The following is a 13,582-nucleotide window of genomic DNA, read 5'->3' as shown; positions in this document are numbered from 1 at the left end:
GATTACGCACGAAAAGTGGACAGATCGACCCGTGAACGTTGGCGGCTTAGGGTTCAGCCACACCGTTTCGTTGGAGGTTTGATCATGTGGTTTATCAACGCAGCTCTGAATAACGCGCACATTCTGCTCGCCGTTGCCGCCTTCTTTTGGCTGACGGCGCATCTGGCCTACGGCTCGGCCGAGTAAGTGGGCGCGTTAGTAAAGCCAAGGCTGCAAGGCATCGATATTGGCCACCACAATCTGCTGGGCGCTGGCTTTGCTTTGCACCTTGGTCGCGTCGAGTTGGTAGCGCTGCAGCACGTACTGCACCAGCGCGCCACGGCTAGCGACCCGAAGCTGGCCCTCGTGCATGCCGTAGTCGATTTCGATGATCGCTTTCTGCTCGGCACTCAGGCGTGAATCCGGTTCGATAATCACGTCGACCTGCGCCGCCCAGCCAGCGTCGGACTCAATGCCGTGTTCAGACTCATCCAGCACATCAGGCACGCCGCGCAGGCGGCTCAATACAAAATCACGGTAGTCGCGGTTCTTCTCGCAATAGGCGCGCACGTGCCAGCGCATTCCGGTGTACACCAAGGTGTGCGGCGCGATCAGGCGCGTCTCGGCGAGCGGATTGGCCAGCGACACGTATTCACACTCCAAACGCAGCCCTTCGCGGCAGGCGCGCAACAGCGGGCGTAGCACCTGTGGGCGCACCGAGCGGTCGGGCACGGTCAGCACTTCGGTATGGGCATAGGCCAATGCCAAGCCCTCGATGTGCGGCGCCCGCTCGTGGTTTTGGTTAAGCAGGTGCAAATAGGCGCTGGCGCTGTCGTCAATAAACAGTGGCTTGAACGTTGCGCTGGGCACGTAGCCCTTCAGGTGCTTGTCGTAGTCGAGGTTATTCGGCGCGTATTCGCTGAGGTAACTGTTGATATCTTTCGAGGCCTGCTGCCGGCTGATGCCAAAGCTTTGCATCAGATGCCCCGTGGTTAGCCGCCCCTCCCACCACGCCACGGTTTCGATCAGGCGATAACGCAGGGCCAGGTCCCAACGGACCTGCTCGATCGATTGCTTGCGTTTCATGGCAGCCTCAAAGCGTTGAACGACGCTGCGTAATTAACATGGATATGTCTTAAATGACTACACATGTGGACGATCGTTGGGCTTCGCGCTGCTCAACTCAACCTACGAGCCTGGCGTAGGTTGGGTTGAGCGCAGCGAAGCCCAACGATCACCGCAACGCCTTTTCCCACACCGCATTACGAAATGCCGCCTCGTTTTGCATCCTCGCGCCAGCCACTTGCGCCGATGCGACACCATTTCGGCAGGCAGCCAAATAGCCACTTGGGCGGTCTTGGCTGCTCTTCCGACGCTATGCTAGGTTGCAGCCTCGCCAGGAAAGTCGCCGCATTCAGCGCACCCAAGAACAAGAGGACACCCCATGGCCGAGGCAACGCCCGCGCTCGAAATCCGTAATCTGCACAAACGCTACGGCGACCTCGAGGTGCTCAAGGGCATCTCGCTTACCGCCCGTGACGGCGACGTGATCTCGATCCTCGGCTCTTCCGGTTCTGGCAAATCCACTTTTCTGCGCTGCATCAACCTGCTGGAAAACCCACACAAGGGCGAAATCCTAGTGGCCGGCGAAGCGCTCAAGCTCAAAGCGGGCAAGCACGGCGAACTGGTCGCGGCGGACAACAAGCAGATCAACCGCCTGCGCAGCGAAATTGGCTTTGTGTTCCAGAACTTCAACCTGTGGCCGCACATGACGGTGCTCGACAACATCATCGAGGCGCCGCGTCGCGTGCTGGGTTTGAGCAAAGCCGAAGCCACCGAAAGGGCCGAAGCGTTGCTGGCCAAAGTGGGCATCGGCGACAAACGCCACGTGTACCCGGCGCAACTGTCCGGCGGCCAACAGCAGCGCGCCGCCATCGCCCGCACCCTGGCCATGCAACCCAAAGTGATTCTGTTCGACGAGCCCACCTCGGCACTCGACCCGGAAATGGTCCAGGAAGTGCTTAATGTTATTCGCGCGCTCGCCGAAGAAGGCCGGACCATGCTGCTGGTCACCCACGAAATGAATTTCGCCCGCCAGGTGTCCAGTGAAGTGGTGTTTCTGCACCAGGGCCTGGTGGAGGAACAAGGATCGCCCGAGCAGGTGTTCAGCAATCCGAACTCGGCGCGCTGCAAGCAATTCATGTCCAGCAATCGCTAACACGGAGCAACAACCCCATGCAGAACTACAAAAAGATACTGCTGGCCGCGGCCGCTACCCTGGCGTTCGGCACTGGTGCCGTCGCCGCTGACAAACTGAAAATCGGCACCGAAGGCGCCTACCCACCGTTCAACCTGATCGACGCGAGCGGCCAGGTCGGCGGCTTCGACGTAGAAATTGCCCAAGCCTTGTGCGCAAAAATGAAGGCCGAGTGCGAAGTGGTCACCTCCGATTGGGACGGCATCATTCCCGCCCTGAACGCCAAGAAGTTCGACTTCCTCGCCGCCTCGATGTCGATCACCGAAGAACGTAAGAACGCCGTCGACTTCACCGACGCGTACTACACCAACAAGCTGCAATTCATTGCCCCCAAAGACAAACCGTTCAAAACCGACAAGGCCAGCCTCAAAGGCAAAGTGATCGGTGCCCAGCGCGCCACCATCGCCGGCACCTGGCTGGAAGACAACATGGCCGATGTCGTCGACATCAAGCTCTACGACACCCAGGAAAACGCCTACCTCGACCTGGCCTCCGGCCGCGTTGATGGCGTGCTCGCCGACAAATTCGTGAACTGGGAATGGCTGAAAAGCGAAACCGGTAAAAGCTTCGAATTCAAAGGCGACCCGGTGTTCGACAACGACAAAATCGCCATCGCCGTCCGCAAAAAAGACCCGCTGCGCGAGAAGTTGAATGCCGCGCTGAAGGAAATCATTGCGGACGGGACCTATAAGAAGATCAACGACAAATACTTCCCCTTTAGCATCTACTAAGCGGCCTCCTGGCCGTCGGCCATGCTGCGTTGAAACCGCGCCGGGCGTGCTCACGTACCAAAGTAGTTGAAGTGCTTAGGTACGCTGCGCTGCCCGGCGCGATTTCGCCTTGCCTGGCTCTAGCCCAGAAGCCCTCGAATATTGGGCTCCCTCGCCTCTTCAAAGCAGTAAAAATCGATGATCTTTGATCTTCATGGATTCGGTCCCGCTCTGATGGCGGGCACCTTGATGACCATCAAGCTGGCGCTCAGTGCGCTGTGTTTGGGGCTGGTGCTCGGCCTGCTCGGTGCGCTGGCTAAGACTTCTCAGCTCAAGCCTCTGCAATGGCTGGGCGGTACCTATTCGACCCTGGTGCGCGGTGTTCCCGAGCTGCTGTGGGTGTTGCTGATCTACTACGGCACCGTAGAAGTGATGCGCAGCCTTGGCGAAGCCATTGGCGTGGAAGGGCTGGAACTAAGCGCTTTCGCGGCCGGCACCATTGCGCTCGGCCTGTGCTTCGGCTCGTATGCCACCGAGGTGTTTCGCGGCGCGATCCTGGCCATTCCCCGCGGCCACCGCGAAGCCGGCCAGGCTCTGGGGCTGTCCAAGGGCCGCACGTTCTGGCGGATCATCCTGCCGCAAATGTGGCGCATCGCCCTGCCGGGCCTAGGCAACCTGTTCATGATTTTGATGAAGGACACCGCGCTGGTGTCGGTGATCGGTCTGGAAGAGCTGATGCGTCGCTCGCAGATCGGTGTCACCGCGAGCAAGCAAGCCTTCACTTTTTATCTGGTCGCCGCGTTTATCTACCTGGGGCTGACCGTAATCGCCATGACTGGCATGTATTTCATTGAAAGACGCGCTGGCCGCGGCTTCGTAAGGAGCACGTGATGAGCTGGCTGAAAAAGAACCGAACCGAGGTGATCACCGCGCTAGTGCTTGTCCTCTTGGCCTTGGGCTTGTTCGCGATGCTGAGGGATATGAAGTGGCCGGTTATCATCAAATACCTGCCGCGCCTGTTCGACGGCGCCATCCTAACGCTCGAGCTGGTCGCCTTTGCCGTGATCGCCGGCCTGATCCTGGCGCTGCCCATGGGTATCGCTCGCGCTTCCCGACACTGGTACGTACGCGCCCTGCCCTACGGCTACATTTTCTTCTTTCGCGGTACGCCGCTGTTGGTGCAGTTGTTCCTCGTGTATTACGGCGCTGCGCAATTCGACGTGGTGCGCCAAGGCCCGTTGTGGCCCTACCTGCGCGATCCGTACTGGTGCGCGGTGCTGACCATGACTCTGCACACCGCCGCCTATATTGCCGAGATTCTGCGCGGCGCTATTCAAGCCGTGCCGCCAGGCGAAGTGGAAGCGGCGCGCGCGCTGGGCATGTCGCGCGCGCAAGCCATGCTGCACATTATTCTTCCCCGCGCCGCGCGCATCGGCCTGCCGGCCTACAGCAACGAAGTGATCCTGATGCTCAAAGCCAGCGCCCTGGCGAGCACCATCACTCTGCTGGAACTCACCGGGATGGCGCGCACGATCATCGCCCGCACCTACTTGCCGGTAGAGATTTTCTTCGCCGCCGGCCTGTTCTACCTCGCCATCGCCTTCGTGCTGGTGAAGGGTTTCAAACTGCTGGAACTCCGGCTGCGCGTCGACGCCACGCAAGGCCGCTAGAATAGGCGCCCGCCCATGCGCCACCTCGGCCATGGGCAATCGCCACCCTCAAGCTGTTCGCCATGACCGACTCCGCCGTACTCACAGGCTCCGCCCTGCTGCAGCGCTTTCACGCGCTGGATGATTTTCTGCTGCGCCATCAACCGCTCTGGCGACCGCGACCGTTTACCCACCTGCAACTGCCGTGGGAGGAGGATCACCCCGAGCTTGCGGCCTGGTTGCGCGGACGCTCACTGGCCGAGGCCGAAGCCGCGCACAACCATCCGCAGCAGCTGCAAGCGCCCGCGCCGTTCGGTGAGTTGGCCGCGCAGTCCGCCGCATTGGCTAACGTCGGTGCATTGCCAACAGCGAACCGAGCCGCACCGTCGGCCCACTTCTCGGTGGATATTCCGGGCCGCAAATGGGAGCAGATCCGAGCCTTCGCCAGTTGCCTGAACTTCGCCGAAGCACCGCAGCACTGGCTGGACTGGTGCGCCGGCAAAGGACACCTGGGCCATTTGCTGGCCCTCGAAGGCCAGCCGCTTACCTGCCTGGAACACGACGCGACGCTGGTAGAAGCGGGCATCCAACTGGCACGTCGCCGCGGGATAAACAGCCAGCACATCGAACAAGACGTGCTCGCCGAAACCGCCAACCAGCACGTTCACCCAGAGCAAACACCGGTTGCCCTGCATGCATGCGGCGACCTGCACGTGCGTCTGCTTCGCCTGGCGAGCAACGCCAGCTGCCGGCAACTGGCCGTCGCGCCATGCTGCTACAACCGCATCGCGGCCACGCACTACCAGGCGTTATCCACAGCGGGCCAGGCTTCGGCATTGCAACTATCCATCGACGACCTCGGCCTGCCGCTAAGCGAAACCGTCACCGCAGGTGCGCGCGTGCGACGCCAACGCGACACCTCCATGGCCCGCCGCCTGGCCTTCGACCTGTTGCAACGTGAACTGCGCGCAGTGGACGACTACCTGCCGACACCGTCGTTGCCAGTCGCCTGGCTACACAAAGACTTCGCCGACTACTGCCGCGACCTTGCCCAACTCAAAGCATTGCCCGCTCCCGCCCAGCGCGACTGGAAAGCCCTCGAACAGAAAGGCTGGGCGCGCCTGGCCGAGGTGCGCAATTTGGAACTGGTGCGAGGCCTGTTTCGACGACCGCTCGAAATCTGGCTATTGCTAGACCGCGCCCTGTTTTTGCAAGAGCGTGGCTACAACGTTCACCTCGGACAGTTCTGCGTAGGCCATGTCAGCCCACGCAACCTGATGCTTCTGGCAGAACGGTAAAAGTTGCCCACACAATCTGTGGATAACTTTGTTGATAGTTTCTGGGCAACCTCGGCAAAGCCTGGTGCTACTAGGGCTCGCAAAACGTGATTATTTTTTAATCAGACCTAAAACATCAACAAAACCAGTAAGTTAGCAGCGCTTGTCAAGTACTCACATTAAAGGGGCTCGCTTGCCTGGCGTCTCATCGCAATTGTGCATAAGCCTATGCCGACCCGTTCAAATCCAAGCAAAAAATCACCGTAGATCAGGCCTTTACTCGCCGCTTCTAATGGATATAATGGCGGCCCTGAAATGCCGGTATAGCTCAGCTGGTAGAGCAACTGACTTGTAATCAGTAGGTCCCGGGTTCGATTCCTGGTGCCGGCACCATATAAAAGAAAGGCCTTCGAGAAATCGAAGGCCTTTTTTGTTGCCTGGCGTTTGGCTAACCACGCTGGACGGGTATACGCGACAAATCAGTTTCCTCTGCTGCGAAAGCAACCATCGCTCAAAAGCCTCAACTGTCCCCTGCGCAATTCCACCGCCTGAATTGCGCTGACCTATGCTCTCGGTGCGCGGCTGTTCAAGCCGCAAATCAGGGAGAAGCCATGCAGATCCTCGCCCTCTTGCTAATCGTGATGTGCGCGCTGAGCGGCTGCGGTGTGGTTAAGGTCGATCGCGAAATGAAGCAGGCCAGGGCGGACTTGGTGTTAGTGGCTGGCCATCTGAGTGTTAACGAATCTGGCCGTAGCGCGCTGGTGGCGCTGCTGGATAGCCAGGGCAAGCTGCTCACTTACCGAATCGCCGCCCCTGGCGAAGATTTCTATTTCACCCAGCCGGTCGGCAGTTATCAGTTGCTCGCTTTTGACGACCGCAATGGCAACCTGGTGCTCGATGCCGACGAGCCCCGTCAATGGTTAACCACCGCCCGCACTTCGCCGCTGTACGTGCAACCGGACGCTGACACGCGGAAGCGGCTGAGCCAGGGCAACGTCGTTCGGCTAACGGCTGACAGCCTGAGCCAGGCGCCAGCGGTGGATTTGAATTTGCAGGTGCTGCACCGCGAGCGCCCGCAGATGCAGCGCAACTACCTGCAGCCGGTGGGTTTTGCCGATCCGCGATTCAGTGCCCAGAGCACGCAGCTGGGCATGTGGCAGCCGCTGACTTTTTTGCGGGATATCGGTTACGGGCTTTATTTGTTGGCGCCGTGGGATGAGCGTAAGGAGCCGGTGTTTTTGGTCCATGGCATTAACTCATCGCCACAGGTCTGGCAGGAGGTCGCCGCCGGCATCGATCAGAATCGCTTTCAGATCGTGCTGTATCACTACCCTGGCGGCCTGCCGCTGAATAACAGCGCCTATCTGCTGAGTGTCGGCATCCGCGATATTCAGCGGCGCTACAACCCATCGCGCATGCACGTAATGGCTCACAGCATGGGCGGTCTGGTAGCTAGACGGGCGCTGCAAATGCTGGATGAACAGGCCAGCCAATCGGTTTGCCTATTCGTCACGCTGTCGACGCCCTGGGATGGCCATCCCTCTGCGGCCAAGGGCCTTGAAAACGTGCCGTTAGAAGTTCCGGTGTGGAAAGACATGGCGCCGGGCAGCCCGTATTTGCACCAGCTATTCGCCACCCCGTTGCCCGCTCACATTCGCCAGTGGCTGTTGGTCAGCTACGGCGGCAATCGCCGCCTGCTGCCAGAGCCCAATGACGGCGTGGTGCCGCTCGCGAGCGAGTTGCGCAACGCGGCTCAGGACGAAGCGACCCATATGTATTTATTGAATGAAGATCACGTCAGCATTTTGCAGAGCCGACGCACCCGCGAGCTGCTCGACCGTGCCTGGCAGCAGTTGCCCAAGCGGGGGTGCGCGCCGCCAGCGCAGCGATGACGAAGATTTGCAACTAAGCTCCTGCCGTCGGAGCGACATCGCGCGTGGTCGCGCCCCTGTGGACGAGGAAGCCGTGCAATGGACAGTTCGCCTAAACCGTTCCAACCGGCCACCGTTCTGGTGGTCGACGATACGCCCGACAACCTGATGTTGATGACCGAGCTGCTTAAAGACCATTACCGGGTCAAAGCGGCCAACAGCGGTGAAAAAGCGTTGCGAATCTTGCAGGCTGACCCGCTGCCCGATCTGATTTTGCTCGACATCATGATGCCCGGGCTATCGGGTCATCAGGTCGCGCACCAGCTGCAACAGACGCCGCGCACCCGTGATATTCCGATCATCTTCCTCACGGCCTTGGCCTCTCTGGCCGATGAGATTCAGGGCCTGGAACTGGGGGCGGTGGACTACATCACCAAGCCGATCAGCCCACCGCTGGTAATGGCCCGCGTTGAAACCCAACTAAAGATCAAGGCGGCGGCGGATTTCCTGCGCGATCAGAACGACTTTCTGGAGCAGGAAGTTCAGCGCCGCACCCGCGAAGTGGCGGCCATTCAAGACGTCACCATTCAGGCCATGGCCTCGCTGGCGGAAACCCGCGACAACGAAACCGGCAACCATATTCGCCGTACCCAGCACTACATCAAGCTGCTGGCTGAGCTGTTGCGAGACCACGTGCGCTTTCGCCACTTCCTCACCGACGAGACCATCGAGCTGCTGTTCAAATCGGCACCGCTGCATGACATCGGCAAGATCGGCATTCCCGACCATATCCTGCTCAAGCCAGGGCGGTTTACCGAGCAAGAGTTCGAGATCATGAAAACCCACACCACCTTGGGACGTGACGCGATTCAGCACGCGGAGGATCAGTTGGGCATCTCGGTGGACTTCCTCAAGCTGGCCAAAGAGATTGCCTATGGTCATCAGGAGAAATGGGACGGCAGTGGTTATCCCGAAGGCCTGGCGGCCGACGACATTCCTATAAGCGCGCGGATGATGGCGGTCGCCGATGTCTACGACGCGTTGATCAGCCGGCGCGTGTACAAACCCGGCATGCCCCACGAGCAAGCCGTGGAACTCATTCGCCAGGGACGCGGCTCGCATTTCGACCCGGACATCTGCGACGCCTTTTTAGGTTGCCCCGAGCGGTTTCGCGCGATCGCCGAACGTTTCTCCGACACCGAATTGGATATGGCCAAGCAACGCGCTGCGATGGAGCACATTGCCGAGGAACCGTGAGCCCGAGTGCTCGCTGTGGGTTGCGCATGGATCACTAAGGAAGCGTCATGGCCAAATTGTTCGCGTTGCTGGAGCGTCAGCCCTTACTGCACAAGCTGGTGCTCAGCTTTGCGGCGTTGCTCCTACTGGTGTTGGTGCTGGGGGTACAGAGCCTGCGTACCCAGGAGTCGCTCAAGCGCGAAATGCAGAAGTTGTATCGCCAGGATCTGGTGGGCTTGCAACAGCTGCTTGAGGCGCGCGTGCAACTGCCCCACCAGATGCATGCCTTGCAGCGAGCGGTGGCGACCAACAGTGGTGAGGTGCGCATCGCGGCGGTCGCGCAGTTGAATTCTTCCCAGCAGCGTATGCAACAAGCTCTGGCCCAGGCGCGCCCCACCCTGCGCGTGCAAAACAGCCTGGTACGTCTGGCCGAATTCGAAGTGCTGTTCGAACGCCTCAAGCGCGACGGCGACCAAGCGCTGGACCTGGCCGGCCGAGGCTACCAGGGCCAAGCCCTGACGCTGATCAGCAGCGGCGAATTTCAGGCCATGGTGCAGAACGCCGATGCGCTGCTCCATGACCTTGCCGATACCAAAGAAACCTTTATCCATGACACCGCCATGGACATCGCCGACTTCGCCCAGCGCAGCACTGTGAACACCCATGTGCTGCTGGTGGGCGGGCTGACCCTGGCGCTGCTGCTGTCATGGTTAGCCAGCCGCTCGATTCGCCAGCCGCTGAACCGCGTGCGCACGGCGGTAGATGAGCTGGCCGAAGGACGGCTGGATCGTTATATCCCTCACACCGACTTCCAAAACGAGACCGGCGACCTGGCGCGGGCGATTGCCAAGCTGCAAACCGAATCGCAGCAACTTGAACGCCAGCGTTGGGTGAAAGCACACACCTCGGCCCTGCAAGTGGACCTGCAACAGGCCGAAACCCCTCAACAGCTGGCGCAGGCTTTTTTTGCCCACATCGCGCCGCAACTCGACATGTGCCAGGGCGCGTTGTACGCCTTGTACGAAGACTCGCCGCGCCTGCACTTGCTTGGCGGTTACGCGGTGGACAGCGCCCACCCGCTGCCGGCTGAATTGGCCCTTGGCGAAGGACTGCTAGGCCAGTGCGCGCTGGATCAGCAACCGCGTCAGCTCAGTGACTTGCCCGAAGCGTTCTGGCATGTGCGCGCACAACTGGGCGCCACGCCGGCGAGCCATTTGCTGGTGCAGCCGGTGCTGCGCGGCGAGCGTTTGCTGGGCGTGTTGGAGATGGCCGGATTTCGCCCGTTGCAAGAACACCAGACACTGCTGCTGCACGAAGTGCTGCCACGACTGGCCGGCGCCATCGCCATTATTGAGCGCAGCGAAGCGGCCAAAACGCTGCTGCAAGAAACCCGGCGCCAGGCTGATGAAATGGGCGCCCAGGCCCTGCAACTGGAGCGTCAGGCGCAGGCGTTGGAGGCCCAACAGGTGGCCCTGCGTGCCACCGAAGCCTGGTACCGCGGCATTATCGAGGCCGCGCCCGATGGCATGCTGATCGTCGGCGCAGACGGCTGCATCTTGATGAGCAATCCGCAACTGGACGCCCTGTTCGGTTATCTGCCGGGCGAACTGATCGGCTCGAGTATCGAGCGCTTGGTGCCGCCCGCTATCCGCGAGCGGCACGTGAGCCTGCGCGATGGCTTTATCGCCAGCGGCGGAACCCGGCAGATGGGCGGCGAGGCAGAAGACCTGCGAGGTGTGCGCAAAGATGGAAGCCTGTTCTCGGTGGAGATCGGCCTGTCGCATCTGCCACAGCTGGAGGGCCGCGGCGTTTGCGTGTGCGCCTCGGTGCGCGACGTTAGCGAGCGGCGGGCTATGGAAAGCAAACTGCGCATTGCCAGCGAACGTCTCAACCTGGCGCAAGAGGCCGGCGACATCGGCCTGTTCGACGTCGACCTTATCAGCGGTAGCAATTACTGGACGCCGCAGCTGGAAAAAATGTTCGGCCTCGAACCCGGCGAATTCGGCGGTTCGCTGGAGCACTGGCGGGCGCTGGTCCATCCCGATGACGTGGCCTACGCCAGCAGCGTGTTCGACAGCGCCGTACAAAGCGGCAGCGACCGCGCCGAGTTTGATTTCCGCATCGTGCGCAAGAACGATGGCGCGGTGTGCACCTTCAGGTCGCTCAGCCGCTTCACCCGCGCCGCGGACGGCACACCGGTGCGCGCCACCGGCGTCAATATCGATGTCACGGCGCTCGTCCAGGCACGCGCCGTAGCCGAAGAAGCCACGCAGGCCAAGAGCGAATTCCTGGCCAACATGAGCCACGAAATCCGCACGCCGATGAACGCCATTATCGGCATGAGCCACCTGGCCCTGCGGACCGAACTGGACAACCGCCAGCGCAACTACATCGAGAAAGTCCATCGCTCGGCGCAAAACCTGCTGGGCATCATTAACGACATCCTCGACTTTTCCAAAATCGAGGCCGGCAAGATGGGCCTCGAGTTGATTCCCTTCCGACTGGAGGACGTGCTCGACAGCTTCGCCAGCATGGTCGGTCTCAAAGCGGAGGACAAAGGGTTGGAATTGCTGTTCCGCACGCCACCCGACCTGCCCACGGCGCTGGTGGGCGACCCTCTGCGCCTGGGGCAGGTGCTGCTTAACCTGGGCAACAACGCGAGCAAATTTGCCGAGCAGGGTGAAATCGTGGTCAGCGTCGAGCGGGTCGGCGGCGACCAGCAGCACGCACAGTTGCTGTTCTCGGTACGCGACAGCGGTATCGGCATGAGCGAGGAACAGTGCGCGCGCCTGTTCCAGTCGTTCAGCCAGGCCGACAGTTCGATCACCCGCAAATACGGCGGCACGGGCTTGGGGCTGGCCATTTCCAAAAGCCTCGTGGAATTGATGGACGGTGAAATCTGGGTAGAAAGCGAGCTGGGCAGCGGCTCGACTTTCTATTTTCGGGTCACCCTGGGCCTCGGCGATGTACAGCCGCGGCGAATGTTCACCGTCGACGAACTGCTGGGCGTGCGCGTGCTGGTGGTAGATGACAACGCCAGCGCGCGCGAAATCCTGTCCGGCATGGCCAGCGGTTTCGGCGTCGAGGTGGACGTGGCGGAAAGCGGCCCCGCAGCGCTGCGCTTGCTGACCGACAACCAGCAAAAACACCTGAGCTACGACTTAGTGCTGATGGACTGGCGCATGCCCGGCATGGACGGCGTCGAAACCGTGCGGCAAATGCACGAGGCCAATCTGCCGCACACGCCGTCGGTCATAATGGTCACCGCCTTTGGCCGCGAAGAGGTGCGCGAGCAGGCCGAACGCCGCGGCGTGGAATTGCCGCACGTGCTGACCAAACCGGTCACCCCCTCGACCTTGCTTGAGGCCATAGGGATTGCGCTTGGACGCGGCGTGCCGAGCGACAGCCGCGCTGGCGAGCGCGTCGAGGAAAGCACCCAGGCCATCACCAGTCTGCGTGGCGCCCGGGTGTTGTTGGTGGAAGACAACGAACTGAACCGCGAGCTGGCCATCGAGCTTCTTGAGGACGCCGGCATAGAAGTATGTCTGGCGTTTGACGGCCAGCAGGCCCTGGATTGGCTGGCCGAGCATGACGATATCGACGGTGTGTTGATGGACTGCCAGATGCCGGTGATGGACGGTTACACCGCGACGCAGCGAATACGCGAGCAAACCCGGTTTGCCGATTTGCCGGTATTAGCAATGACCGCCAACGCCATGGACGGCGACCGCGAGCAGGCGCTGGCCAGTGGCATGAACGATCACATTTCCAAGCCGCTCAACGTCGCGGCCATGTTCGCGACCCTGGCCAAATGGATTCGCCCGGCAGCCCAACGCGCGGTGCCGTCGGTGAACCTTGCCCCGCCCTCGACCCAGACTTTGCCAGCGCAGTTGCCCGGCATCGACATGGCCGCCGGTTTGGCCACCTGCGTCGGCAAGACAGAGCTGTACCTGCGCCTGCTGCGCAAATTCCGCACCAGCCAGGCAGATTTTCGCGGCGATTTCCTGGCCGCCTGCGCCGGTGCAGATGCCACCGCACCGGCGCGGGTTGCGCACACCTTGCGCGGCACCGCCGGCAACATCGGCGCCAAACACGTCGCCAATGCGGCGGCAGCGCTGGAGCGCGCCAGCTTAAGCGGGGCGATAGAACAACTGCCGAAACTGCTGGAGGACGTGGGCCACCACTTGGCCCCAGTGCTGGTCGGCCTGGCTGTTCTGGGAGAGGCGCAAACAGTCCAGCTGTCGACCGTGGCCGAGACACTGAGCGACGAGTTGCTCGCGCAACTGGCGACCGTGCACCGCTTGCTAGCCGAAAGCGACACCGCCGTGCTGGCCGCCCTACGCCGCCTGCAAAGCCAGACCACCGACGCCGCTGTAGCCAACCACCTGCTGCGCATCGCACGGTACACCGAACAATTCGAGTTCGACGAAGCGCTGCAGGTAATGCAAGAGCTGGAGGCCAGCGTGAATGCCAGGCTTGCTCAGGTATGACCTGAAGACGTCACACGCTCGCCGCGCTCATTCCTAAGTCAGCGCATCCCAAGTTCCGGACAGTGTGTTTAGCGACGTCAACCGTCCGTTGCTTGAAGATCGTGGAGGGTTGC

General features: G+C 61.2%; 9 protein-coding genes and 1 tRNA gene. 9 read left to right on the top strand and 1 reads right to left on the bottom strand.

All coding sequences use genetic code 11. The features are described 5' to 3' along the window. Positions 1-195 precede the first annotated feature (195 nt). On the bottom strand, positions 196-1,065 hold the full coding sequence (locus tag ACZZZU_RS17420) for a helix-turn-helix transcriptional regulator (protein WP_463551308.1): 870 nt from the start codon (positions 1,063-1,065) through the stop codon (positions 196-198). 358 nt (positions 1,066-1,423) lie between these two features. Between ACZZZU_RS17420 and ACZZZU_RS17415 the strand changes: the two genes are divergently transcribed. The 9 genes from ACZZZU_RS17415 to ACZZZU_RS17375 all read left to right on the top strand — a co-directional run bounded on the left by ACZZZU_RS17415 (position 1,424) and on the right by ACZZZU_RS17375 (position 13,469). After that, positions 1,424-2,197: an ABC transporter ATP-binding protein gene (locus ACZZZU_RS17415; protein WP_122493474.1), complete on the top strand. Its 774-nt coding sequence runs from the start codon at positions 1,424-1,426 to the stop codon at positions 2,195-2,197. 17 nt (positions 2,198-2,214) lie between these two features. After that, a complete protein-coding gene (locus ACZZZU_RS17410) occupies positions 2,215-2,967 on the top strand; it encodes an ABC transporter substrate-binding protein (RefSeq protein WP_463551307.1) in 753 nt (250 codons plus the stop codon). A 177-nt stretch (positions 2,968-3,144) separates the two neighbouring features. Then, the gene (locus ACZZZU_RS17405) at positions 3,145-3,837 is read left to right on the top strand and encodes an ABC transporter permease (protein ID WP_463551306.1); all 693 of its coding nucleotides are present in this window, start codon (positions 3,145-3,147) and stop codon (positions 3,835-3,837) included. An 89-nt stretch (positions 3,838-3,926) separates the two neighbouring features. Further along, positions 3,927-4,616 (top strand): ABC transporter permease, encoded by a 690-nt coding sequence (locus ACZZZU_RS17400; RefSeq protein ID WP_463552149.1) that lies wholly within the window; start codon positions 3,927-3,929, stop codon positions 4,614-4,616. Between the two features lie 62 nt (positions 4,617-4,678). Next, positions 4,679-5,893, top strand: a complete 1,215-nt coding sequence (locus ACZZZU_RS17395; RefSeq protein WP_463551305.1) for a methyltransferase — start codon at positions 4,679-4,681, stop codon at positions 5,891-5,893. Positions 5,894-6,189: 296 nt separating this feature from the next. Then, positions 6,190-6,265: transfer RNA gene (locus ACZZZU_RS17390), tRNA-Thr, on the top strand. Positions 6,266-6,483: 218 nt separating this feature from the next. Next, a complete protein-coding gene (locus ACZZZU_RS17385; RefSeq protein ID WP_463551304.1) occupies positions 6,484-7,764 on the top strand; it encodes an esterase/lipase family protein in 1,281 nt (426 codons plus the stop codon). Between the two features lie 78 nt (positions 7,765-7,842). After that, on the top strand, positions 7,843-9,000 hold the full coding sequence (locus ACZZZU_RS17380; RefSeq protein WP_463551303.1) for a response regulator: 1,158 nt from the start codon (positions 7,843-7,845) through the stop codon (positions 8,998-9,000). A gap of 47 nt (positions 9,001-9,047) precedes the next feature. After that, positions 9,048-13,469, top strand: a complete 4,422-nt coding sequence (locus ACZZZU_RS17375) for a response regulator (protein WP_463551302.1) — start codon at positions 9,048-9,050, stop codon at positions 13,467-13,469. Positions 13,470-13,582: the final 113 nt, after the last annotated feature.

This window comes from Pseudomonas sp. AC136 (assembly GCF_979258585.1).
Note: the sequence above shows the minus strand (reverse complement) of the source record. Positions and strands in the feature narration are given on the sequence as shown.